The 21,877-nt window shown below is 64.7% G+C and carries 23 protein-coding genes; 14 read left to right on the plus strand and 9 right to left on the minus strand.

Annotated elements, in window-relative coordinates:
- Positions 1-11 precede the first annotated feature (11 nt).
- Positions 12-413, minus strand: a complete 402-nt coding sequence (locus tag MET49242_RS13095) for a bacteriohemerythrin (RefSeq protein ID WP_036283420.1) — start codon at positions 411-413, stop codon at positions 12-14.
- A 359-nt stretch (positions 414-772) separates the two neighbouring features.
- On the opposite strand from MET49242_RS13095, the gene MET49242_RS13100 reads away from it, so the two are divergent.
- Both MET49242_RS13100 and MET49242_RS13105 read left to right on the plus strand, forming a co-directional pair.
- Complete coding sequence (locus tag MET49242_RS13100) at positions 773-1,099, plus strand: hypothetical protein (protein ID WP_036283423.1); 327 nt, start codon at positions 773-775, stop codon at positions 1,097-1,099.
- Complete coding sequence (locus tag MET49242_RS13105; RefSeq protein WP_051134188.1) at positions 1,096-2,814, plus strand: methyl-accepting chemotaxis protein; 1,719 nt, start codon at positions 1,096-1,098, stop codon at positions 2,812-2,814. The genes MET49242_RS13100 and MET49242_RS13105 overlap by 4 nt, the downstream gene beginning before the upstream one ends.
- A 32-nt stretch (positions 2,815-2,846) precedes the next feature.
- On the opposite strand, the gene MET49242_RS13110 is transcribed toward MET49242_RS13105, so the two are convergent.
- Positions 2,847-3,584 (minus strand): tRNA1(Val) (adenine(37)-N6)-methyltransferase, encoded by a 738-nt coding sequence (locus MET49242_RS13110; RefSeq protein WP_036283426.1) that lies wholly within the window; start codon positions 3,582-3,584, stop codon positions 2,847-2,849.
- Between the two features lie 229 nt (positions 3,585-3,813).
- Between MET49242_RS13110 and MET49242_RS13115 the strand changes: the two genes are divergently transcribed.
- Positions 3,814-4,824, plus strand: a complete 1,011-nt coding sequence (locus MET49242_RS13115; protein ID WP_036283428.1) for a polyprenyl synthetase family protein — start codon at positions 3,814-3,816, stop codon at positions 4,822-4,824.
- A gap of 43 nt (positions 4,825-4,867) precedes the next feature.
- Here the strand turns inward: MET49242_RS13115 and MET49242_RS13120 are convergent, their stop codons facing one another.
- Positions 4,868-5,155, minus strand: coding sequence for a hypothetical protein (locus tag MET49242_RS13120; protein ID WP_036283431.1), 288 nt, complete (start codon positions 5,153-5,155; stop codon positions 4,868-4,870).
- Between the two features lie 163 nt (positions 5,156-5,318).
- Complete coding sequence (locus MET49242_RS25550) at positions 5,319-5,492, minus strand: hypothetical protein (RefSeq protein ID WP_158497301.1); 174 nt, start codon at positions 5,490-5,492, stop codon at positions 5,319-5,321.
- 171 nt (positions 5,493-5,663) lie between these two features.
- On the opposite strand from MET49242_RS25550, the gene MET49242_RS13125 reads away from it, so the two are divergent.
- Positions 5,664-7,796 (plus strand): S9 family peptidase, encoded by a 2,133-nt coding sequence (locus MET49242_RS13125; RefSeq protein ID WP_036283434.1) that lies wholly within the window; start codon positions 5,664-5,666, stop codon positions 7,794-7,796.
- Positions 7,797-7,838: 42 nt separating this feature from the next.
- Here the strand turns inward: MET49242_RS13125 and MET49242_RS13130 are convergent, their stop codons facing one another.
- Positions 7,839-8,117 carry a hypothetical protein gene (locus MET49242_RS13130; protein WP_051134189.1) on the minus strand — a complete coding sequence of 93 codons (279 nt, stop codon included), beginning with the start codon at positions 8,115-8,117 and terminating at the stop codon, positions 7,839-7,841.
- Positions 8,118-8,282: 165 nt separating this feature from the next.
- Here MET49242_RS13130 and MET49242_RS13135 point away from each other — a divergent pair, with 165 nt between their 5' ends.
- The gene (locus MET49242_RS13135) at positions 8,283-9,581 is read left to right on the plus strand and encodes an O-acetylhomoserine aminocarboxypropyltransferase/cysteine synthase family protein (protein ID WP_036283437.1); all 1,299 of its coding nucleotides are present in this window, start codon (positions 8,283-8,285) and stop codon (positions 9,579-9,581) included.
- A 42-nt stretch (positions 9,582-9,623) separates the two neighbouring features.
- On the opposite strand, the gene cobU is transcribed toward MET49242_RS13135, so the two are convergent.
- From cobU to smbP, 3 genes are all read right to left on the minus strand, one after another.
- Entirely contained in the window at positions 9,624-10,139 is a 516-nt protein-coding gene (gene cobU / locus MET49242_RS13140) for a bifunctional adenosylcobinamide kinase/adenosylcobinamide-phosphate guanylyltransferase (RefSeq protein WP_036283440.1), read from the minus strand.
- On the minus strand, positions 10,136-11,245 hold the full coding sequence (locus tag MET49242_RS13145) for a cobalt-precorrin-5B (C(1))-methyltransferase (RefSeq protein ID WP_036283443.1): 1,110 nt from the start codon (positions 11,243-11,245) through the stop codon (positions 10,136-10,138). Before MET49242_RS13145 ends, cobU begins: the two co-directional genes overlap by 4 nt.
- Before the next feature lie 97 nt (positions 11,246-11,342).
- Positions 11,343-11,693, minus strand: a complete 351-nt coding sequence (gene smbP, locus MET49242_RS13150) for a small metal-binding protein SmbP (protein ID WP_036283446.1) — start codon at positions 11,691-11,693, stop codon at positions 11,343-11,345.
- 227 nt (positions 11,694-11,920) lie between these two features.
- On the opposite strand from smbP, the gene MET49242_RS13155 reads away from it, so the two are divergent.
- The 4 genes from MET49242_RS13155 to MET49242_RS13170 all read left to right on the plus strand — a co-directional run bounded on the left by MET49242_RS13155 (position 11,921) and on the right by MET49242_RS13170 (position 15,842).
- The gene (locus tag MET49242_RS13155; RefSeq protein WP_084679083.1) at positions 11,921-12,478 is read left to right on the plus strand and encodes a YbhB/YbcL family Raf kinase inhibitor-like protein; all 558 of its coding nucleotides are present in this window, start codon (positions 11,921-11,923) and stop codon (positions 12,476-12,478) included.
- Complete coding sequence (cbiB, locus tag MET49242_RS13160; protein ID WP_036283449.1) at positions 12,475-13,431, plus strand: adenosylcobinamide-phosphate synthase CbiB; 957 nt, start codon at positions 12,475-12,477, stop codon at positions 13,429-13,431. The genes MET49242_RS13155 and cbiB overlap by 4 nt, the downstream gene beginning before the upstream one ends.
- A 172-nt stretch (positions 13,432-13,603) precedes the next feature.
- A complete protein-coding gene (locus tag MET49242_RS13165; protein ID WP_036283452.1) occupies positions 13,604-14,866 on the plus strand; it encodes a polyhydroxyalkanoate depolymerase in 1,263 nt (420 codons plus the stop codon).
- A gap of 136 nt (positions 14,867-15,002) precedes the next feature.
- Entirely contained in the window at positions 15,003-15,842 is an 840-nt protein-coding gene (locus tag MET49242_RS13170) for a bifunctional 2-polyprenyl-6-hydroxyphenol methylase/3-demethylubiquinol 3-O-methyltransferase UbiG (protein WP_036283455.1), read from the plus strand.
- 68 nt (positions 15,843-15,910) lie between these two features.
- Here the strand turns inward: MET49242_RS13170 and MET49242_RS13175 are convergent, their stop codons facing one another.
- A complete protein-coding gene (locus MET49242_RS13175; RefSeq protein ID WP_244430814.1) occupies positions 15,911-17,128 on the minus strand; it encodes a WcbI family polysaccharide biosynthesis putative acetyltransferase in 1,218 nt (405 codons plus the stop codon).
- A gap of 18 nt (positions 17,129-17,146) precedes the next feature.
- Here MET49242_RS13175 and MET49242_RS13180 point away from each other — a divergent pair, with 18 nt between their 5' ends.
- From MET49242_RS13180 to MET49242_RS13200, 5 genes are all read left to right on the plus strand, one after another.
- Positions 17,147-18,211 (plus strand): GSCFA domain-containing protein, encoded by a 1,065-nt coding sequence (locus MET49242_RS13180; protein WP_036283459.1) that lies wholly within the window; start codon positions 17,147-17,149, stop codon positions 18,209-18,211.
- Positions 18,212-18,259: 48 nt separating this feature from the next.
- Entirely contained in the window at positions 18,260-18,688 is a 429-nt protein-coding gene (locus tag MET49242_RS13185; protein WP_036283462.1) for a DUF1772 domain-containing protein, read from the plus strand.
- A 33-nt stretch (positions 18,689-18,721) separates the two neighbouring features.
- On the plus strand, positions 18,722-20,134 hold the full coding sequence (lpdA, locus tag MET49242_RS13190) for a dihydrolipoyl dehydrogenase (protein ID WP_036283465.1): 1,413 nt from the start codon (positions 18,722-18,724) through the stop codon (positions 20,132-20,134).
- A 120-nt stretch (positions 20,135-20,254) separates the two neighbouring features.
- Positions 20,255-20,665, plus strand: coding sequence for an META domain-containing protein (locus MET49242_RS13195; RefSeq protein WP_158497302.1), 411 nt, complete (start codon positions 20,255-20,257; stop codon positions 20,663-20,665).
- A gap of 41 nt (positions 20,666-20,706) precedes the next feature.
- Positions 20,707-21,273 (plus strand): hypothetical protein, encoded by a 567-nt coding sequence (locus MET49242_RS13200; RefSeq protein WP_051134191.1) that lies wholly within the window; start codon positions 20,707-20,709, stop codon positions 21,271-21,273.
- The last annotated feature ends 604 nt before the right edge of the window (positions 21,274-21,877 follow it).

Consider the following 21,877-nt stretch of genomic DNA (forward strand, 5'->3'; position numbering starts at 1 on the left):
GGCGCGGCGGCTCAGGCGGCGGCCCCGCAGTGGACGCCGTATTTCACGTCGATACCCTTGATGTGGGCGACGAGCCAGCGCTTCAGGAAGCCGAAGAAATCGTCGTTCGCGACGCCGCCTGCCGCCCTGATCCTTCCGGCGTGGGTCGAGAAATCCCGCAGCAATTGTTCGTGAATGAGCTTGTGGCTCTTCAACCCCGGAAATCCCGTCCGCGCCATGAAGCCTTCTTCATCAGCGAAGTGACGCGTGGTGACATCGCCGAGATGCGCGACGAGCCTGTTGATGATCTCGCCCGTCTGGCCAGCCGCGTGAGCGTCGAAAATCCGGTTCATCGCATCGAGAATATCGCGATGCTCCCTGTTCATCGCCTCGACCCCGACGTCCAGCGTATCGTCCCAATTCATGATCGGCATTTGCGCATCCCCTTTATTTTCAACGTTGATGCGAATAGCAAAGCTGAAGTTAAGCGGCTTTGAACCAGTTCGTTACACTTCGAAGGAAACCCTGCGACATATTGTCGATTCACCATCCACGCTGCGGCGCCGCGCGAGTCACAATTCCTGTTAAGCAATTATCCAGCAGTCGCCGACTAGGATGCCGCCAATCGGTCGGCGTTCGCCCTTTCGCGAACCCCGAAGGCATGACGCCGCCCCGACCGCTCCGGCTCAACCGGAATGTCCCTCCTTTCCATCCTGGTCGCTTTCGGCGCTTCTGCGTTCCCGCAGCCGCGCCGGCGGCGCGGACGCAACCCCTTTGCCGAATAGCGGATTCGATGACGGGCAGAGACATCGCGGCAACCGTTGTGAGCGTCGGGGCCGCCATTCTGGCGACTTTGGCCCTGGCGGCGGGACTCGGTTCCTCCCGCGCCGAATTCACGGTCGCCCTGTTCCCGCCCTGGCTGGAGCCGGATCGCCCGATCCTCTCGGCGGCGAGCGTCGGCGAAGTGGCGTGGATCGGACGACTGCATTCGATCGTGGTCCTGCGCGGCGACGCGGGGAGCATGTCGGAACGGTTGCGGGCGGCGGGCGCGCTCCTCGTTTTCAACGCGCCCTTCGCGGGAGCCTGCGGCGGGCGTCAAAATTCCAAGGGAAAAACATGAAGATTTTTTTCGACACGATGGAGGCGCAACGGCGCGCCGCCGGTCCGTTCATCGCCGTTGTCGTCTGGTTGATGGCGCCGATCGTCGTCGCCGAGAGCTTTTTCACGGGAGGCTCGCTTGTCGGCGCGGCGCTCGGCGCCTGCGCTTGCGCGGCGCTGGCGACGATCGCAGGGGCGCTCCTGGGCGGAACGACGCTCGGGCGCGCGCTTTCAGGCGTGGCGTTGATGGGTCAGGTGTCCTTGCTGGTCGCGAATGGCGGATCGTGGCAAATCGATCTCCACATGGCCTATTTCGCGGCGCTGGCGCTGCTCATCGCCTATGCCGACTGGGTCGCGATCCTCGCGGCGGCGGCGACCGTCGCGGTTCATCATCTTGCGCTGAACTATCTCTTTCCCTTGGCCGTTTTTCCGGATTCGGCGGATCTGGGCCGCGTCCTGCTGCATGCTGTCATCCTCGTCGCGGAGGCTGGCGCGCTGATCTGGGTCTGCATCAATCTGGACAATATTTTCACCGCGTCCAGCCAGTTGCTCGCACGCTCGGAAAAGTCCGCGGCGGAAGCGCGCGCGTCGAACGCCCGCGCGGAAGAGGCGTTTCGCGCCCAGGCGGCGGCGGAACAGGAACGCCGCCAGGCGGAGGAACAGGCGATAGGGCGCGAACGCGCGCTGGTCTCGCAATCGATCGGCGCGGGACTGGCCAAACTCTCGACGAAAGACCTGTCCTTCCGCATGACGGGCGACGCGCCCGAGGCCTATCGTCAGCTTCAGGAGGATTTCAACACGGCGCTCGCGCAACTTGAATCGGCCATGCTGAAAGTCGTCGATGGCGCAAGGACGATCGACGCGACGGTCGGCCAGATTTCCGTCGCGACGGACGATCTCTCGGGACGCACGGAGGAGCAGGCAGCCGGCCTCGAGGAAACGACCGCGGCGCTCGCGGAAATCACCTCGACCGTAAAACGCGCCGCCGAGAACGCCCATGAAGCGAGCGTCATCGTCAGTACGACGAAGTCCGACGCCAGGAGCAGCGGAGAAGTCGTCCATAGAGCTGTCGAGGCGATCGAGCGCATCGAAAAATCGTCGCAAAGCATCGGACAGATCATCGGCGTCATCGACGAGATCGCCTTCCAGACCAATCTCCTCGCGCTCAACGCGGGCGTGGAGGCCGCGCGCGCGGGCGACGCCGGCAAGGGCTTCGCCGTCGTCGCGTCCGAAGTGCGGGCGCTCGCGCAACGCTCGGCGGAGGCGGCCAAGCAGATCAAGGAACTGGTCGCGACATCCTCCTCGGAAGTCTCGCAGGGCGTTCAGCTCGTCGGCGAAACGACGAGCGCGCTCGAAAAAATCGTCACGCAGATCGTAGAGATCGACAGGGTCGTCGCGGAGATCGCGCAAGGCGCGAAGGAACAGGCGACGACCCTCTCCCACATCAACTCCGCCCTCAACCGGATGGAGGAGAACACGCAGAAGAACGCGTCGATGATCGAGGAGACGAACGCCGCGACCGCGCAATTGAGATCAGAAACGGCGTCGCTCGTGCAGGCGGTCGACAGTTTCGCCGTCACGGGACGTGAGTCGACCAGCGCGAAAGTCCGGGCCGCGCCTGCGTCGGTGAGCGGCGCGCGGGCAACGCCGGCCCTCAAGACCATGGCGCGGGAGAACGGAGGCGGCGCCGTCCGCAAGTTCAGCGAGGCGCCTGAGGAGGACTGGGCGGAATTCTAGAAGGTCCGCGCACGGGCGGGCCGGGGCGTCCATCAGACGCCCGTCTCGCCGCGATTCATGCGCTCCGCCTCCTCCGTGAAGCGACCGTCCGCGCCATGGAGGACGAGAGGCGCGAGGAGCGAGAGCGGCGCCCTGGAGCCCTTGACGCCGCAAAGCAGGATACGGCTTGCCGGCGCGCCGGCGCGAGGGAGAATGGGGAGGATGGAAACGGCCCCCAGCCTTGCCTCCACCGCCGCAAGACAGTCGGCCAACGCCTCGGCGCGATGGATCATGGCGAATGTTCCGCCCGGCGCAAGAAGGGCGAGACAGGCGCGCGTCCAGCCGGCGAGCGGGACGGCCGCGACATGGGCCAGCGCCTTGGCCGCGTCGGGCGTCACGCGCACCCGGCCCACCTCGTAAAAGGGCGGATTGGTGAGAACCAGCGCCGCTTTTTCGTCGGACAATCCGGCGGCGCGGCGGGCGCCGGGCGCGGTCACGTCGGCCTCGAAGACCGAAACGCGGTCAGCGAGCCCGTTGGCGGCGACATTCTCGCGGGCGAGCGCGGCCGCGCCCGGATCGATCTCGACGAGGCCGATCGCCGCGCCCGGCGCGCGGACCGCCGCCATCAGACCGACGGCCCCTGCTCCGGCGCCGACATCGAGGATCAGGCCCGTCTCGCCGGGGGGCGTAACGGCGGAGAGCAGCACGGCGTCGGTGCCGGCGCGATGGCCGCGCCCCTGCCGCAAACGCAGGCGCCCGTCGAGAAATCCGTCTGTCGAGTCCGCGCTCATTTCGGCGCGACAGTCTCACGCAGGCGCGCGCCGAACAACCGGCGACGCGCCATTTCCCGCGCCGGAATGCTGAAAAGCGATGTCAAGTCCGAGCTGAAATTTCGGTCAAGCTGCGGAGATACCGGGCTTTTTTCAATTTCGGGCGCGTTGTCATTCCGTCGCCGACTTGCCGCATTGGGCGCAAGGACGTAAGTTCGCGCCAATTGTAAGGAAGGCCGTAGGGGGGTCCGTGGGTATCGTTGTTCCGCTCGAAGAAAAGAAAGACGCCGGCCTCGACAGTCTTCTAACGCTCATCGGCCCCGATCTTGAGCGCACCAATCAGCTGATCATTCAGCGCACCGGCTCGGACGTCACGACGATCCCCGAGGTCGCGAACCATCTGATTTCGGCTGGCGGCAAGCGCCTGCGGCCGATGCTCGTCCTCGCGACCGCCGGCATGTGCGGCTATAAGGGCGACGGCCATCTCAAATTCGCCGCCGGCATCGAATTCATGCATACGGCGACCTTGCTGCATGACGACGTGGTGGACGAGTCCAACATGCGCCGCGGCAAGATCGCCGCGCGCATGCTGTGGGGCAACCAGACCTGCGTGCTGGTCGGCGACTTCCTTCTCGGCCACGCCTTCAAGATGATGGTCGAGCCCGGGATGGTGCCGCCGCTCACGGTCGTCTCGCAGGCGGCGGCCGTCATCGCCGAAGGCGAGATTCTCCAGCTCAACGCCGCCAAGGACACGACAACGACGGAAGACGCCTATATGGCCGTCATCCGCCGCAAGACCGCCGAACTCTTCGCGGCGGCGGCGGAAGTCGGCGTCATGCTCGCCAACAAGCCGAAGGCGGACGAAGCCGCCGCCCGCAGCTACGGCATGAATCTCGGCATCGCCTTTCAGCTCATCGACGACGCGCTGGATTACGGCGGCTCCTCCGCCAAGCTGGGCAAGAATGTCGGCGACGACTTCCGCGAGGGCAAGATCACGCTGCCCGTGGTGCTGGCCTTCCGCCGCGGCAACGAGAAAGAGCGCGAGTTCTGGCGCCGCACGCTCGAGAAGGGCGAGATCAACGACGGCGACGTCGAGACCGCCTGCGGCCTGATGAAAAAGCACAAGGCCCTCGACGACACGATCGAGCGCGCCGCCCATTACGGCGCCATCGCCCGCGACGCGATGGAGATCTTCCCGGCCTCGCCGTGGAAGAGCGCGCTGCTCGAGGTGGTGGATTTCTGTATCGAGCGCGTCTACTGACGCGAAAAATCGCCGGCCGCCGAAAAGCGGCCGGCGGCCTGACTTACTTCATGCACTCGGCCTTGAACTGCTTCTTGGCCTTGCCCTTGAGGCCCTTGGCGGCGGCCTGTTCGGCGCAGCTCTTTTCCTTTTCCGCCTTGGTCATCGGCGCGGCCTCGGCGTTGGCGGCCGGAGCGGCCGTCGTCGAAGCGCCGGCGGCGGGAGCGCCCTCCGCCGCCTTGGGGGCGATCTCGGCGGGAGGGGCCCAGGTCTGCTGAGCGAGGGCGCTGGCGCCGAACAACAGGCCGATGCAGGCGCCGGCTGCGGCGAAATACTTGATGCTCTTGTACATGTTTGCTCTTTTTTGTTGAAAGAAGCCGGCCGCGCGGCTTCGCGACTCTCCCTCGGCCGCTCGCAGGAACCGGGCGACCGGCGCGAAGAATATGGCATTTGTGACAATTTGTCTTGCCGCCGCAATCGGCGCGGACGGCGCCCTTCAACGCGCCGCGACAGCCCTACCGTCGCCGCCAGACATAGAGCGCCACGACCCCGACAAGCGCCGACACGAGCAGCCTGTAGAAAATTCGCCTGGGCATAAACGCAATTGATACAAAGACTTGAGAGACGAGATGCGCATCGCCGGAGCAACGCCGAGGAACGACCTTCAGATCCGCGTCAAGATGGCTCATGGGGCCGCTCCTTCAAGAACGACACTGGGTTTGACGGTAAGGCTAATACGCAAAAAATTTATAAATCCTTTAAGATTTCCGCGAGCGCGAGGGATGGTTTACTTGACGTCTACGCGACTTTCGCCCCTCGATGCTGCAAACGCGTCGATCCCCACAGTTGAAGGATAATGAATGATCCCGGGCAGCGAGACGAAGACGGACGCCGACGCTCATTTCGACGCCAGCGCCGCGCCGCCAGTCGCGCCGCGCCGCCCGAATCGCGCCCTTGTGCATGGGCGGCTGCGCGACGACCCCTATGCTTGGCTCGCGGCGGACAACTGGCGCGACGTTCTGCGCGACCCGGCGACGCTGCCGAAAGACATCGCAAATCTCGTGAAGGCGGAGAACGCCTATTGCGACCGCGTCATGGCGCCGCTGAAAGCTCTGCGTGAAACCCTCGTCGCCGAGATGCGCGCCCGCATCAAGGAAGACGACAGCGACGTTCCCGACAAGGACGGGCACTACGCCTATTACGGTCGCTTCCGCGAGGGCGGCGAACAACCGCTCTATTGCCGCACGCCGCGCGAGGGCGGCGCCGAAGAACTGCTGCTCGACGGCGAGGCGCTGGCTGAAAATCACGATTTCTTCGACATTGGCGAGATGACCCATTCGCCCGATCACGCCCAGCTCGCCTGGAGCGTCGACGACATGGGCTCCGAGCTCTACGCGATTCGCACGCGCCCACTGACGGACGGCGTCGACCGGCCCGACGTCGTGATCGACACGGACGGTTCGCTTGTCTGGAGCGCGGACTCGAAAGCTTTTTATTATGTGCGCGTCGATGAAAACCATCGCACCGCGCAGGTCTACCGTCATGAGATCGGCGCCGATCCCGCGCAGGACAGGCTCGTCGTCGAGGAGCGGGACGGCGCGTGGTTCGTGTCGTTGCGGGAAAGCTGCTGCCGCCGCTTCGCGATCGTCTCCATCCGCGGCCACGACGCAGCCGAATGCTGGCTGATCGACCTGCGGGACGCGCAAGCAAGACCGCAACTGGTCGCGCCGCGCGAGCCGCATCTGCGCTACGACGTCGAGCCGCACGGGGATCTTATCTATATCCACAACAACGCCGGCGGGGCCGACGATTTCCGCATCTCCGTCGCGCCGCTCGCCGCGCCCGCGCGCGAGAACTGGCGCGAAATCGTTCCCCACAGGCAGGGTGCAATGATCGTCGCACACCTCGTGTTTGCGCGCTTTCTCGTCTGGCTCGTGAGCGAGAACTCACTGCCGCGACTGATGGTGCGCGATCTCGCGAGCGGCGAGGAGCATGCGATCGCCTTCGAGGAGGAAGCCTATTCGCTGTATATCGACGCCGGGCTCGAATTCGACACGACGACGCTGCGCTTCACCTATTCGTCCATGACGACGCCAGAGGAAATCTACGATTACGACATGGCGACGCGCACGCGCGTCTTGCGCAAGCGTCAGGAAATTCCATCGGGCCATGATCCGAAAAAATATGTGACGCGCCGTCTCTTCGCGCCGGCGCCGGACGGCGAGAGCGTGCCGATCACGCTGCTGCACCGCGCGGACTTCGCGCCGGGGGCGGGCGCGCCCTTGCTGCTCTATGGCTACGGCGCCTATGGCGACGCGCTCTCCGCAAGCTTCGACGAGGACGCGCTGTCGCTCGTCGACCGCGGCTTCGTCCACGCCTATGCGCATGTGCGCGGCGGCGCCGACAAGGGCTGGGACTGGTACGAGAAGGGGAAGCTCGAACACAAGCCCAACAGCTTTTCCGATTTCCTCGCGGTCGCCCGTCACCTCATCGCGACAGGTTACACCCGCGAGGGCTGGATCGTCGCGCAGGGCGCGTCGGCGGGCGGCATGCTGATGGGCGTGATCGCCAATGAAGCGCCGCAGCTTTTCGCCGGCATTATAGCCACCGTGCCTTTCGTGGACGTGCTCAACACCATGCTTCGCGACGACCTGCCCCTGACGCCGCCGGAATGGCTCGAATGGGGCAACCCCATCGCCGACCCCGCCGTCTACGACCGGCTCGCGTCCTATTCGCCCTACGACAATGTTCGCGCGCAAGACTATCCGCCGATCCTCGCCATCGCGGGCCTCAACGATCCGCGCGTTACTTATTGGGAGCCGCTGAAATGGGTCGCGAAACTGCGCGCGACGATGAGCGGCGGCGGACCCGTCCTGCTTCATACACAGATGGGGGCGGGCCACTCGGGCGCCTCGGGGCGTTTCGAGTCGCTCGAAGACACGGCGCTGGAATACGCCTTCGCGATCGCCTGCGCGGCGAAATTGCAGAATTGACGGGAGGGGGCTGCGACGCCGCGATCGCGACGCCGCGCGGGGTTAATTATGCCGGGTCTTGGGCGGCGGCGTACGCACTTCGCCGCTCTGAGTGCCGCGTTTCCCTTCCACGCCCGGCACGCCGGCCGACATGCCGCTCGGCCCCGCAATTGTTGTATTGTTGTTGCCGACATGGGTGTTTCTCTTCTGCACCGCCGTCGATGGATTGACCGGGGTTCCAACCGCCGGCCCCGATGTGTCGCCCTTGTCCGCGGCGAAGGCGGGCGCGCCGATGAGGACGCTTGCGGCGATCGCTGCAGAGATGATGAGAAGCTTTTTCATTCTGGCGTCTCCCTGTCGCCGCGTTCGGCTTGCGCGGCGACGATGATGCGCCCCATCAGATAGATGGAGGAGGAGCGCCCGTTGGCAAGGAAGGACCCTGTCCACGATATGGCGTCGACCCGTCTTTTCGTTTAGTCAGCGAGACTGCAAGGGAGGGAACCGGAAATGGCCATCGACTCGAAACATCCGGAAACGATCGCGCTTCACGCCGGCTGGCGCGCCGACGCCGCAACCGGCGCCGTCGCGGTGCCGATCTATCAATCGACATCCTTTCAGTTTCGCGACACCGCACACGCGGCCGATCTCTTCGCGCTGAAGGAGCTGGGCCCGATCTATACGCGCATCGGCAATCCCACGACGGATGTGCTGGAGAAGCGTCTCGCGGCCCTTGAAGGAGGCGCTGCGGCGCTGGCGCTCTCCTCCGGACAGGCGGCTTCGGCCTTCGCGATTCAGAACATTGCGCGCGTCGGCGACAATATCGTCTCCTCCACCGATCTTTACGGCGGCACCTGGAATCTCTTCGCCAATACGCTGAAGGATCAGGGGATCGAAGTGCGCTTCGTCGATCCCGCCGACCCAGAGAATTTCCGCCGCGCGACCGACGACCGCACGCGCGCCTATTATGCGGAGACGCTTCCCAATCCCAAACTGTCGGTATTTCCAATTGCGGAAGTCGCGACGATCGGACGCGAATATGGAATCCCGCTCATCGTGGACAACACGGCGGCGCCGATCATCGCGCGCCCGCTCGACCATGGCGCGGCAGTCGTCGTCTATTCCACGACGAAATATCTCGGCGGTCACGGCACGTCGATCGGCGGCGCCATCATCGACGGCGGCAATTTCGACTGGGAGAAATTCCCCGCGCGCCAGCCGGCGCTGAATACGCCGGACCCGAGCTATCACGGCGCGATATGGGTCGAGGCGGTGAAGCCGCTCGGCCCCGTCGCCTACATCATCAAGGCGCGCACGACGCTGCTGCGTGACCTCGGCTCCTCGCCGTCGCCCTTCAACGCCTTTCTGACGCTGCAGGGAATCGAGACCGTGACGCTGCGTATGGAGCGCCACATGCAGAACGCGCAGGCGGCGGCGGACTTCCTCGCCAGCCGAAACGAGGTGACGCGCGTGATCTATCCATCCCATCAGACGGGCGAAGCGCGCAAACGCGCCGACAAATATCTCAAGGGCGGATATGGCGCCTTGCTCGGCTTCGAGCTGAAAGGCGGCGCCGACGCCGGCCGCCGATTCATCGACGCGCTGGAGATGTTCTACCATGTCGCCAATATCGGCGACGCGCGCAGCCTCGCGATCCATCCCGCGACGACGACGCATTCGCAGCTCTCGGAAGAAGCGCAACTCGCCGCAGGCGTCACGCCCGGCTATGTGCGCCTGTGCATCGGTCTCGAACACATCGACGACATCATCGCCGATCTGGAGAAGGGACTGACGGCCGCGGGGGCGTGAGATGTTGTCCCTTCTCCCGTGAAACGGGGGGAGGGACTTTCCTCACTTCACCTTCACCGGATAGCCCGCCACGACCAGCGCAACATGCGCGGCGATTTTCGCCACGTCCTGATGCAACAGCCCCGCCGCGTCGCGGAAGGCGCGGGCGAGCGCGTTTTCGGGGACGATCGACAGCCCCACTTCCGGCGACACGACGACCGTCGGCGCCTGCCGCTTCGACAAGGCCGCGATCAACGACGCGCGGTCGGCGACAAGATCGGCGTCGGCGAACATTCTGTTCGAGAGCCAGATCGCCAGACAGTCGATCATCAGGGGCGCGTCCGCCGGCGCGTCGCTTATCGCGCGCGTCAAATCCTGCGGCGCCTCGATCGTGCGCCACTCGCCGCCGCGCCGCGCCTGATGCACATCGATTCTCTCGCGCATTTCATCATCGAAGGCTTCAGCCGTCGCGATGTAAATCCAGGGCGGAGGATAGGCCATGACGAGCCGCTCCGCATAGGCGCTTTTTCCCGAACGCGCGCCGCCGAGAATGAAGGTGAGATGCGGATTTTCAGTCATGACGCCGCGCTCGCAAATGGCGCGCGCGCCAGCAACGCGCCCTCGCGGTCGAACACGAGAACCTCCAGCTCGATTTGCGCGCAATCGAGCGCGCGCGCGGCGGTTTTCCAGGCCGCGAGCGCAATGGGCGCCGCGAGTTCGACATTTTCCGCGCGCGCGATGAGAAGCGCGTCCAGCGCGCTGTTCGCATGCGCGATGCGAAAGGCGAGATCCTCCTTCGCGCCGGCGTCGCGCGCCGTCTGCGACAATTGCGCGAGATCGACGCTCGAACGTCCCGAATGAAGATCGAGCCGCCCCTGCGCAAGTTTCGTCATCTTGGCGAAGCCGCCGCCGATGGTGACGCGCGCAACCGGATGCGTGCGCAGATATTTGAGAACGCCGCCGACGAAATCGCCCATCTCGATCAAGGCGGCGTCGGGCAGATCATAAAGTTGCTGCACGGCGGCCTCCGACGTCGAACCCGTCGTTCCGGCGATATGCGTCAGACCGCTCGCGCGCGCGACGTCGACGCCGCGATGGATGCTGTCGATCCATGCGGCGCAGGAGAAGGGCGTGACGATTCCCGTCGTGCCGAGAATGGAAAGGCCGCCGACGATCCCGAGCCGGCCGTTGAGCGTATGTTTCGCCATCTCCACGCCGCCGGGAATCGAAATCTCGATTTGCGCATCGGGACCGACGCCAAGTTTCGCCGCCGCTTCGGATATGGCTTCACGCATCATCGCACGCGGAACCGGATTGATGGCGGGTTCCCCCGGCGGAAGCGGCAGGCCGGGGCGCGTGACGGTCCCCACGCCCTCGCCCGCCGCGAAAAGCACGCCGGCCCCCGCAGGCGCGGGGCGCACGGTCGCGCGCACGAGCGCGCCATGGGTGACGTCGGGATCGTCGCCAGCGTCCTTCACGACGCCGGCGCGCGCGAAATCCGCGCCGCGCTCGAACATGCCGAGCGCAAAGGAAACGCGCCTGCCCGAGGGCAGCGCGATCTCCACCGGGTCCGGCGGCGGGGCGCCGGTCGTCAGCGCCTCGAAGGCCGCGCGGGCGGCGGCGGTGGCGCAGGCGCCGGTGGTCCAGCCCCGTCGCAGCGGACGATCTTTCGGCGCGTCTGTCATGGTTCTCGTCAGCGCGCCGACGCGGCGCGCGAGATCGATCGATCAAGGGCGGGGCGTCCGGGCGCATGGCCCGGACGCCCGTCTCGATTCTGTTCGCCTATTTCACGGATTCGAACTGCGCGAGCGCTGATTCGGCCAGCGCCGTCGCCTTGTCCAGGCGGCCCTCCTGGCTCGTGCCTCTCGCGATCTTGTAAGCCTTTCGCAACGTCTTGATGCCCTTGCGGATCGGGTCGACCGGGTTGACCCAGACGGCGCTACGCGCGCGGTCGATCGCCTGCGCCACATGTTCGGCGAAGGATCCCGGCTCACCCTGCTTGCCGGCCGCGATCGCCTCTCTGGTCTCGGAGATGGCGTCCTCCAGATACTGTTCGGCGTGAGCGATCTGGGGCGCGAATGCGGTCAGGCCGAAGCCCAGGGCGGCGATCATCAGACGGCGCGAGATCTTCATGTTTCCTCCTACGCGAATCCATTTGCGGCTATGGTTGTTCCAAAGCGCGAACGCGGCCCCCCAGAGGGCCCTTGAAAGGGCGGCGCCAAAAAGGCTCCGGCATGATGATTAGCCGCCTTCCCGCCCTGCCGCCAGCCAATAGTTTCGCGAGACGCCGGACGCGCGCGACAGGGTCGCGACGATCCGCTACAACGATCCGCCATTTCAAAAAATGAGGAGTCCGGCGAATGAAGCGCAGCGTCTCATCCTTCCTCGCCTTCATGGCGCTCGCCGCCGCCGACGCGAGCGGCGCGCAGGCTTTCGAACTCAAGAGCCCGGATATTGCCGAGGGCAAGAAGATCGACATGAAGCATGTCTACGATTCTTTCGGCTGCACGGGCGGCAATGTTTCTCCCGAACTGGTGTGGACGGACCCGCCGGCGGGGACCAAAAGCTTCGCCGTTCTGATGCACGACCCGGACGCGCCGACGGGCGGGGCGGGTTTCTGGCACTGGCTCGTCGTCGACATTCCCGCTTCCGAACGCGGGCTGAAGCGGGGCGCGGGCGACGCCTCGGGCAAGAATCTCCCCGCCGGGGCGCATATGCTGGAGACGGACTTCGGCGAAAAGGCCTATGGCGGCCCCTGCCCGCCGCCGGGCGCGCCGCATCGCTACGTGATCACGGTCTATGCGCTCAAGGTCGAGAGGCTCGGCGACGACGCCAAGGGCCGCACGGCGATCGCGGGCTTCACGATCAACCAGCACGCGCTGGCCAAGGCGACCCTGACCGGCATATTCGGACGTTGAGTTTCGGCCTCGCCCTGCTGGCGCTCGCGATCGAGGCGGGCGCCGGCTATCCCGACGCGCTCTTTGCGCGCGTCGGTCATCCGGTTACGTGGTTCGGCGCGCTGATCGGCGCGATGGACCGGCGCCTCAACTGCGCGGGCGAGAGCTTCGCGATGCGACGCGCGAAGGGCGCCGCCGCCCTGCTCGCGCTCGTCCTCGCGGCGCTCATATCGGGTGTTGCGATCCAGCGCGTCCTGCTGGCGCTTCCCGGAGGCTCGATCGCCCTCGCCGCGCTTGCGTCGAGTCTCCTCGCGCAGCGAAGCCTCCACGTCCATGTGTCGGCGGTCGCGCGGGGCCTCTCCGTCTCGCTGGACGAAGGACGACGGGCGGTCTCGATGATCGTCGGCCGCGACGTCTCCCGGCTCGACGCCGGCGGCGTCGCCCGCGCGGCGATCGAGAGTCTGGCCGAGAATTTCTCGGACGGGGTCGTTGCGCCCGCGCTGTTTCTGGCTGTCTTCGGCCTGCCGGGCGCGCTCGTCTACAAGGCGGTCAACACCGCCGACAGCATGATCGGCCACAAGTCCGAACGCTATCTCGCGTTCGGCTGGGCGGCGGCGCGCCTCGACGACCTGCTCAATCTGATCCCCGCCCGTCTCGCCGCCGGCCTCATCGCGGCCGCGGCCTGCGCCCTGCCCGGAGCGGCGCCCGCACCGGCCGTCACGGCGGCGCGGCGCGACGCGCCCCGACACGCCTCCCCCAACGCCGGCTGGCCCGAGGCCGCCATGGCCGGGGCGCTGGGCCTCGCGCTGGGCGGCCCGCGCGCCTATGGCGATACGATGGTCGATGGCGCAATTCTCGGCGACGGACGGCGCGAGGCGACGGGCGCCGACATCATCCGCGCCCTCGCCCTTTATCGCCGCGCGACGCTCGCGCTCTGGGCTATCTTCGCGATCGGCGCCTTCGCAGCCGGATAAAAAAAGCCCAACCCGCAGGACGTTAAGCAACGCCGCAGGGCAAATGGGCGCAGTTGACGGGTTGTGCTTCCATTTTTCCAGATTTTGAATATTTTAAGAATTGCATTGTGCATCGCAACATCGACTATGGCGCAACGGCTGAGGTAGATTGGTGGGCGGAGAGGCGTAAAAAATGGACCGTATGTCGTATCAGATTTACGAAATGCTGCATCTGGCCTTTGCGCCGGCGCGCGCGATGACCGACGCCCTGCTCCACACCATCAAGAATCCGCTCAATCCGCTCCATCACACCACGCTCGGCCGCAACATCGCCGCCTCGGCGGAACTCTTCGAGCGCATGACGCGCCGCTACGGCAAGCCCATGTTCGGGCTCGACACGACCCGGGTCGACGGCGAGGAAGTCGAAATCGTCGAGGAGATCGTCTGGCAGCGCCCCTTCTGCGGCCTGCTGCATTTCAATCGACAGTTTGCCGGCGCGCCGCCGAAACAGTCGAAGCTCTTGATCGTCGCGCCCATGTCGGGCCATTACGCCACGCTGCTTCGCGGCACCGTCGAGGCCTTCCTGCCCACCCATGACGTCTACATCACGGACTGGGCCGACGCGCGCACCGTGCCGCTCGTCGAAGGCGGATTCGATCTCGACGACTACGTCGATTATCTCGCCGACATGATGCGCCATCTTTCCCGGCAGAAGGACGGCGTCCCGCTTCATACGCTCGGCGTCTGCCAGGCCTCGGTGCCCCTCATCTGCGCCATCGCCGCGATGGAGGCGGCGAACGATCCCGACTATCCGGAGTCGACAGTGCTGATGGGCGGCCCGATCGACACGCGCGTCGCGCCGACCGCCGTGAACCGGCTCGCAGAGCAGCGCGGCATCGAATGGTTCCGCCGCCACTGCATCCACACGGTGCCGTTCCCGCACGCCGCCATGGGCCGGCAGGTCTATCCGGGGTTCCTGCAGCTCTCGGGCTTCATGTCGATGAATTTCGAACGCCATGTCTCGGCGCATCTCGAAATGTTCAACCATCTCGTCGAGGGCGACGGCGACTCGGCCGAGAAACACCGCGACTTCTACGACGAATATCTCGCCGTCATGGATCTGACGGCGGAATTCTACCTGCAGACCGTGGAGCGCGTCTTCATTCGCCACGAGGTGCCGCTCGGGCTCATGCGCCATCGCGACAAGCTGATCGACCTCAAGGCGATTCGCCGGACGGCGCTGTTTACGGTCGAGGGCGAGAAGGACGACATTTCCGGCGTCGGCCAGACGGAGGCGGCGCTCGACCTCTGCGCCGGCGTCCCGGCCGCCCGCAAGGCGCATTATCTGCAATTGGGCGTCGGACATTACGGCGTCTTCAACGGCTCGCGCTTCCGCTCGCATATCGCGCCGCGCATCTGCGACTTCACGCGGCAGATGGAGAGCGTGGAGGCCTGACCGGCCGCGCCTTGCGCCGGCTGGTGAATAAAGGCAAAATCCCGAAGGCGGTGGCGCATGACGCCGCCGGCGCCGCTTGGCGCACTCACCACCGTCCGCGCGCGCGCGGCGAAACAATTCGTCAGGGAAACAGTCTATGGACGTGCAGGACGCGGCCGCTCGTGAGGCGCTGCAAAAGGAAATTGACGCGATCCATTGGTATCACGAATATGATTTCGGCAATGGACTGCGCGCCCGCAGCGTGTCGCAGGCGGAAGACCACCGCCGCATCTGGCGCTTCATCGAAAGCGAACTCGACAAGATCGACTTTGCCGGCAAGTCCGTGCTGGAGATCGGCTGCTGGGACGGCTACTGGAGCTTCTACGCCGAGCGGCGCGGCGCGAAGAGCGTGCTCGCCACCGACGACGTCTCGCAGAACTGGGCGAGCGGCGCAGGATTGCGGCTTGCAAAGAAGCTGCTGAACTCGAATGTCGAGATCAACCAGAGCGTCTCGATCTACGAGGCGTCGAAGCTGAATCAGACCTTCGACATCATCATCTGTCTCGGCGTCTATTACCATCTCGTCGATCCCTTCGCGGGCTTCGCCGAAGTGCGCCATCTGATGCACGAAAATTCGATCGCCATCTTCGAGGGCGACGCGACGCTGGAGCTGCGGCCGGACACCTATTACTGGGACATGTCCGACTCCTCGAAATCCTGTTTCGTGCCCACGCAATGGGGCCTCAACCACATGTTGAAGACGGCCTATATGGACGTCGTCTCGCAGAGCTGGATGAGCCCGCGGCCGGGCTTCAGGGTGAACATCGACCCGGCGCATCTTCTGGGCAATCTCGGCGACAAGGATCCTTCCGGCTTCGCGCCGCTGAAGCATCGTGACCGCATCCTCACAGTCGTGAAGCCTTTCGCAGGCGAAAACCCGCTTCACCCCTACAAGCCGCCATTCAATCTCGCGCGCTTCGACACGCGCTTCAAATAACAAGAAGCCCGACCGGCGATAACCGGTCGGGCTTCTTGCTGATTTCGGGGGAGCAAAACGCCGACGCGTCAAAGCGTCGGCGTGAGACCGGCCTTCAGATTTTCGCGCGCAAGCCTGACGAGGAGATCGCTGGTCTTTTCATCCGCTAGCCAGGCGTCGACCCGCGCATTGCCGAGCCGCGAGGCTTCATGCGCGGCATAGATCTTGTAGCAGGCGGCAAGATATTGCGGCAGGGTCAGAAAATCGCCGACCGTCTGAGCGAGATGGTGATTGCCCAGCTTGAACAGATAGCCGCCCTGCACGCCGAGCATCTTCGCAATCGGCGGATAGACGGGGAAAATCTCCGCGCGTGAAAGATCGCGAATGTCGTAGTAATCGAAATCGACCGCGCGCGGCGTGAGGCCGACCTTCTCCCATATCCTTTTGGCGAGATCGAACAGCACGAAGCTCATCGGATGCACCGTGCTGTACATGAAGACGCCGCGCCGCGACCACTTCATCAGGTCGGCGGAAAGATCGAAATCGAATTTTTTCCCCAGATCGAGCAGCTCCTTTGCCGCCCCGTTCCAGACCTCGAAATAGCCGAGCGCCTCGAAGACATTTTCGTTGAAGAGCGCATTCGCCTCTTCGAGCGACAGGCCCTTCCGATAGGCGAAAAGCCCGACCGCCGAATGATAGGGGCCGATCGGCCCGAAGACGAAGCCGTGCAACTGCTGCAGGTCGTGGATGTAGATCAGATCGGGATGGAAGGCGGCGAATCCGATGCCCGGAAACATCAAGGCCTGCGGCAGGCGCCGGCATAATTCGTCGGAATTTCCCCCCCGCACATGGCCGTCGAGAAATTCATGCGTGAAGACGTGATCGTAGGTCGCGAGCGTCCTGGCGAAAAGGTCCATATTGGCGCGCGAATGCCCAATCACCGAATAATGGTCGACGGTCGCGCTCGGGTCCAGCACCTTCATCGCATAGGCGACCCCGAAGCTCTGGCAATTGCCGACGACGGCGATTCGCGGTCCCGTGTTGCGCAACACCCGGCCGGTGCATTTCGCGATGCGCGGCTCGATCAGATATTGGCGCCAGCATTTGAGTATCTGTCTGTCGATCTGCGAAAACATGCGGCCATTCACCGGATTTGCCAAGGAATCGACGGGGTTTCGCCAAGCTTCGCCGCGTCTTGCGGGACGCCTCATGGTGACAAGCGGCGACGCCCCGTCTATGTTCCGATCATGAGCGTCGGCGCGCCAGAGATGCGGCGAGGGGCCGTGCTGCAACAGATCGATCAGCATCGATGAGGAGTTTGCCGGATGGCGGACAACCCCTATAGCTCCCTACCCGACCATCGCTTCTGGCGCAAGGCGGTGGCGTCCCTGCCGCCCTTCGCCATCGATCCGCTCGTGAAGACGCCCTTCAAGATCAGGCCGCAGGACAAGGTGGCGACGGCCGGGAGCTGTTTCGCGCAGGAGATCGCCCATCGGCTGCAGACCAGCGGCTATACTTATTACCTTGCGGAACAGCCGCCGCAGGGCATGTCGAAGGACGAGGCGCTGCGCCGCAATTATTCGATGTATTCCTGCCGTTACGGCAATCTCTACACCACCGCGCAACTGCTGCAGCTGATCGACCGCGCCTATGGGCGCTTCTTTCCGCAGCTCGATTACTGGAACCGTCCGGAAGACGGCCGTTTCGTCGACCCTTTCCGCCCGCGCATCGAACCCGACGGCTATGCGACGCTCGATGAGATGCGCGCCGATCGCGAGCGCCATCTCGCCGCCGTCCGCAAGATGATCGAGACGATGGACGTGTTCGTCTTCACCTTCGGCCACACCGAGACATGGCGGCACAAACCGGACGGCGCGATCCTGCAGCTTGCGCCCGGCGTCGCGGGCGGCGAATGGGATCCCGACGTCTACGAATTCTACAACATGACGGTCAGCGAGGTCGTGCGCGACTTCCTCGCGTCGGTGGACCGCATTCGCGAGGTCAATCCGACGGTGCGCATCGTGCTGAGCGTCTCACCGGTCGGCATCATCGCGACCTATGAGGACCGCCATGTCGTCGAGTCGAATTGCGCGATCAAGTCGATCCTGCGCGCGGCGGCGGACGAAGTGTCGCGGGTTCGGCCCAACATCGGCTATTTCCCCTCCTATGACCTCGTCACCGTCGCCCCCAACGCCGGCCGCTTCTATCGGGACGACACAAGGCGTATAAATCCGCATGGGATCGACCGCACGATGAAGATGTTCTTCGATCACTTCACCGAGCGCGCGCGGGACGAGGAAACGATCAGGGCGCTCAAATTCGACATTGCGGCGGAGGCTGAGACCAACGCCCGCATCGTCTGCGACGAGGAAGCGATCGAGTCCGCGTGAGGCGGCGCCCGTCGCGTCACACAAGAAAATAATTCGAGGATGGTTGGAATGATCATTGGTTCGCTTGCGCTCGCAGCCGCGGGCGCCTTCACCGGCGCTTCTCTTTACGTCAATTACGTCGAGCAGCCGGCGCGGCTGGCGCTGAGCGACGACGCCCTTATCAAGGAATGGGAGCCCTCCGACCATCGCGGATTCATCCTGCTCGCCGGACTGGCGGCGGTCGCCGCGCTTTTCGGCTTCATTGCCTATCGCGAACTCAACGACGTCCGCTGGGCGCTCGGCGCGCTCGTCATGCTGGCGACATGGCCCTACACCTATCTCGCCATCGTGCCGCTCAACAATCGCATCCTCGCCCTCATCGGCGCGGACGCCGCCCATGAGGCGCGCAAGGTGATCGACCTTTGGGGCCGGCTCGAGATCGGGCTGACGGGAATCGGCCTCGTCGCCATCGCGATCTTCGTCTGGGCGGCGGGCTGACCCTTTCGGCGCCATTCTTGAAGAGCGCATGACATGAGTTACGATCTTGTGGTGATCGGCACGGGTCCGGGCGGCTATGTCTGCGCGATCCGCGCCGCGCAACTGGGCCTGAAGACCGCCGTCGTCGAAAAGGACGCGACCTATGGCGGGACATGCCTCAATGTCGGCTGCATTCCGTCGAAGGCGCTCCTGCACGCGTCCCACATGTTCGCGGAAGCCTCGCACGGGCTCGCGCCGCTGGGCGTGATCGTCGATCCGCCGCGGCTCGACCTGCCGGCGATGATGAAGCACAAGGCCGACACTGTCGGCGCGAATGTCAATGGCGTCGCTTTTCTGTTCAAGAAGAACAAGATCGACGCCTTTCGCGGCGTCGGGCGGCTCGCCGGTCCCGGCAAGGTCGATGTGACCGGCCCGGATGGCGCAACGCAGACGATCGAGACGAAAAACATCGTCATCGCCACCGGCTCCGCCGTTGCGCCCTTGCGCGACGCCTCCGGCGCGGAAATCGCCATCGATGAAAAACTGGTTGTTTCCTCGACGGGCGCGCTGGCGTTGGAGAAGGTTCCGCAAAAGCTCGTCATCGTCGGCGCGGGCGTGATCGGGCTGGAGCTGGGCTCGGTGTGGCGGCGCCTGGGCGCGCAGGTCACGGTCATCGAATATCTCGACCGCATTTTGCCCGGCTTCGATCTCGAAGTCGCCTCGCGTTTCCAGAAGGTCCTTGAAAAGCAAGGATTTGCTTTCAGGCTCGCCTCGAAAGTTACAGGCGTTGCGCAAGCAGGCGCCGGCGCCGTCGTGTCCTGTTCTTCGGTCGACGGCGCGACCTCGGACAAGATCGAGGCCGATACGGTGCTGATCGCGACCGGCCGCATCCCCTATACGCAGGGCCTCGGGCTGGAAGAGGCGGGCGTGGAGATGGAGCGCGGGCGCATCGTCATCGACGACCATTTCGCCACCAATGTCGCGGGCGTCTACGCCATCGGCGACGTCGTTCGCGGGCCGATGCTCGCGCACAAGGCGGAGGACGAGGGCATAGCGATAGCCGAAATCCTCGCCGGCCAGGCCGGGCATGTGAATTACAACGTCATTCCCGGCGTCGTTTACACCATGCCCGAAGTCGCCTCGGTCGGGATCACCGAGGAAGAAGCCAAGGCGAAAGGCGTCGCCGTCGCCATCGGCAAATTCCCCTTCTCTGCGAACGGGCGCGCGCGCGCGATGCGCGAAACGGACGGTTTCGTGAAGATCATCGCCGACGCGGCGACGGATCGCGTGCTCGGCGTCCATATTCTGGGCGCCGGCGCCGGCGAACTGATCGCGGAAGCGGCCGTGCTGATGGAGTTCTCCGGCTCTGCGGAGGATCTCGCGCGCACCTGCCACGCCCATCCGACCATGTCGGAGACGATGAAGGAGGCCGCGCTGGCCGTCGCGAAGCGGCCCATCCACATCTGAGGCCTCGCGGGATTTCTCGACTATCCGGCGAGAGCGGCCCGGTCTTCGAATGGATGGGGCTTGGCGTTTGTCGACGCGGCGCCCACATCTCCTGTGCCTGCCTTTTGGGAGATGTCGATAATGAGATTATTCGCGACCGGCGCCGCCTACGCCCTGCTGGCGCTTTTTTCCGTCACGACCGCCCGAGCCGCGGACGACTCGATCGTCGGGGAATGGCGCGTCGAACGACTCGACGGGGCGCCGCTCGTGCCGGGCTCGACCGCCACCATGCAGTTCGCCGCCGACGGCCGCGTGGGCGGAAAAGGCTCCTGCAACCGCTACGGTTCCGGCTACACGATCGATGGGGACAGCATCAGCTTTACCGGAGCGATGGCCACGCGGATGGCCTGCGCGCCCGCCCTGATGCGACAGGAGGCGCGCTTTCTGTCCGTCTTCAGCGGCGAGGCGCGCTGGACCATCGATCACGACACGCTGACGCTGAAAGGCGAGACTGGCGTCATCGTACACGCCAAACGCTCAACGCGCGGGTAAAATCCCGATTCGCGGCGCCCGCGGATGTCGAGGAAAATGTAATGGAGCAGATCAAACGCCGGCTGAAGCGCGCTTTCTGGATCGCCGTCGCGCTCATCTTCCTGCTCGAAAGCTGGCTTTGGGACCATGTGAGGGAATGGCTGCGCGCGCTGGAACGCGCGCTCGGCATGGAGCGTATGGAACCCTGGCTGCGCGACCTCGTCGCGCGAATGTCGCCGCCCGCAACGCTCGCGCTGTTCGCAATTCCGGCGCTGGCGGTCTTTCCCCTTAAATTACTGGCGGTGGCGGTTGTCGCCAGCGGCCATGTCGTGAGCGGGGTGATCGCGATATTTATCGCCAAGACTCTGGCGCTCGGCGTTACATCCTTTCTTTTCGACATCTGCCGCGACAAGCTGCTCGAAATGCAGTGGTTCGGACGCTTCTATTCGCTGGTGCTCGATGCGCGCGCCTGGGCGAGCGCGCTGGTTGCGCCGCTGAGGGCGCAGATCCACGAGTTGACGAGGGAGGTCCGGACGCAGTTCGCCACGATCATCGGCCCCGAAAGCGGCAATTTGCGACGACGGCTCGCGCGGCTGCGCGAACTCGCGCGCCCAAAACGCTCGGCCTGACGCCGGTCACTCGCAGATCGCATATCCGAAACAGAAATCATCCGCGGCCGACGGCGACGTATTGAAAATCGTCGCCGCGCTCGCGACGCCTGCGGCGAATAAGACGATAAATAAAGATATGGCCGCCTTACGCATGTGAGCCCCCCAAAAAATCTTGCGCGGCGAATGCATCGCTCGCCGATTGAAATGAACGGTGAAGGGCGGAGGAGCCGGGTTGCTTTTCTTGGAGCAAGATCTCAGTCTTCGAGCCTTCTTCCTATTAACGCTAACCGGCCGCCCGCGTTCCGTTAAATTTTGTGGATGACGCAACTAGCGGCATATTGCGTAACCGGCGCAAAAATCACTCTTTTCCATGTGGACGGCCGCGAGGCGATAGCCTCCGGCGGCCGCGCCGACGAGAAGAAATGCGCAAATAGCCAGCATTGCGATCCGTGCTGTGTGGCGTATCGCCGAAATCTCCATCTCCGCCTCCCCTCCAACGAGAAACAAGATGAAATTAACCATCCGCGCAGCCGGACGGCGTGCGCCAGCGCTCATTTCGGAAGAGGGGCGGAGGGGAAAACGGTCCGCGAGACGCCGCGGGAAAATCAATAAAAATCGGACC

This window comes from Methylocystis sp. ATCC 49242 (assembly GCF_000188155.2).
Lineage (GTDB): Bacteria > Pseudomonadota > Alphaproteobacteria > Rhizobiales > Beijerinckiaceae > Methylocystis.

Excerpts from the sequence above, each read along its gene's own strand:
- MET49242_RS13100 (WP_036283423.1), top strand. The coding sequence starts at position 773 with ATGACGGGCAGAGACATCGCGGCAACCGTTGTGAGCGTCGGGGCCGCC.
- MET49242_RS13185 (WP_036283462.1), top strand. The coding sequence starts at position 18,260 with ATGATCATTGGTTCGCTTGCGCTCGCAGCCGCGGGCGCCTTCACCGGC.
- MET49242_RS13095 (WP_036283420.1), bottom strand. The coding sequence starts at position 413 with ATGCCGATCATGAATTGGGACGATACGCTGGACGTCGGGGTCGAGGCG.
- MET49242_RS13120 (WP_036283431.1), bottom strand. The coding sequence starts at position 5,155 with ATGTACAAGAGCATCAAGTATTTCGCCGCAGCCGGCGCCTGCATCGGC.
- MET49242_RS13165 (WP_036283452.1), top strand. The coding sequence starts at position 13,604 with ATGGACCGTATGTCGTATCAGATTTACGAAATGCTGCATCTGGCCTTT.
- MET49242_RS13180 (WP_036283459.1), top strand. The coding sequence starts at position 17,147 with ATGGCGGACAACCCCTATAGCTCCCTACCCGACCATCGCTTCTGGCGC.
- MET49242_RS13155 (WP_084679083.1), top strand. The coding sequence starts at position 11,921 with ATGAAGCGCAGCGTCTCATCCTTCCTCGCCTTCATGGCGCTCGCCGCC.
- MET49242_RS13110 (WP_036283426.1), bottom strand. The coding sequence starts at position 3,584 with ATGAGCGCGGACTCGACAGACGGATTTCTCGACGGGCGCCTGCGTTTG.
- cobU (WP_036283440.1), bottom strand. The coding sequence starts at position 10,139 with ATGACTGAAAATCCGCATCTCACCTTCATTCTCGGCGGCGCGCGTTCG.
- MET49242_RS13170 (WP_036283455.1), top strand. The coding sequence starts at position 15,003 with ATGGACGTGCAGGACGCGGCCGCTCGTGAGGCGCTGCAAAAGGAAATT.
- MET49242_RS25550 (WP_158497301.1), bottom strand. The coding sequence starts at position 5,492 with ATGAGCCATCTTGACGCGGATCTGAAGGTCGTTCCTCGGCGTTGCTCC.
- MET49242_RS13200 (WP_051134191.1), top strand. The coding sequence starts at position 20,707 with ATGGAGCAGATCAAACGCCGGCTGAAGCGCGCTTTCTGGATCGCCGTC.
- smbP (WP_036283446.1), bottom strand. The coding sequence starts at position 11,693 with ATGAAGATCTCGCGCCGTCTGATGATCGCCGCCCTGGGCTTCGGCCTG.
- MET49242_RS13195 (WP_158497302.1), top strand. The coding sequence starts at position 20,255 with ATGAGATTATTCGCGACCGGCGCCGCCTACGCCCTGCTGGCGCTTTTT.
- MET49242_RS13175 (WP_244430814.1), bottom strand. The coding sequence starts at position 17,128 with ATGCTGATCGATCTGTTGCAGCACGGCCCCTCGCCGCATCTCTGGCGC.
- MET49242_RS13145 (WP_036283443.1), bottom strand. The coding sequence starts at position 11,245 with ATGACAGACGCGCCGAAAGATCGTCCGCTGCGACGGGGCTGGACCACC.
- MET49242_RS13135 (WP_036283437.1), top strand. The coding sequence starts at position 8,283 with ATGGCCATCGACTCGAAACATCCGGAAACGATCGCGCTTCACGCCGGC.
- MET49242_RS13125 (WP_036283434.1), top strand. The coding sequence starts at position 5,664 with ATGATCCCGGGCAGCGAGACGAAGACGGACGCCGACGCTCATTTCGAC.
- MET49242_RS13130 (WP_051134189.1), bottom strand. The coding sequence starts at position 8,117 with ATGAAAAAGCTTCTCATCATCTCTGCAGCGATCGCCGCAAGCGTCCTC.
- lpdA (WP_036283465.1), top strand. The coding sequence starts at position 18,722 with ATGAGTTACGATCTTGTGGTGATCGGCACGGGTCCGGGCGGCTATGTC.
- MET49242_RS13105 (WP_051134188.1), top strand. The coding sequence starts at position 1,096 with ATGAAGATTTTTTTCGACACGATGGAGGCGCAACGGCGCGCCGCCGGT.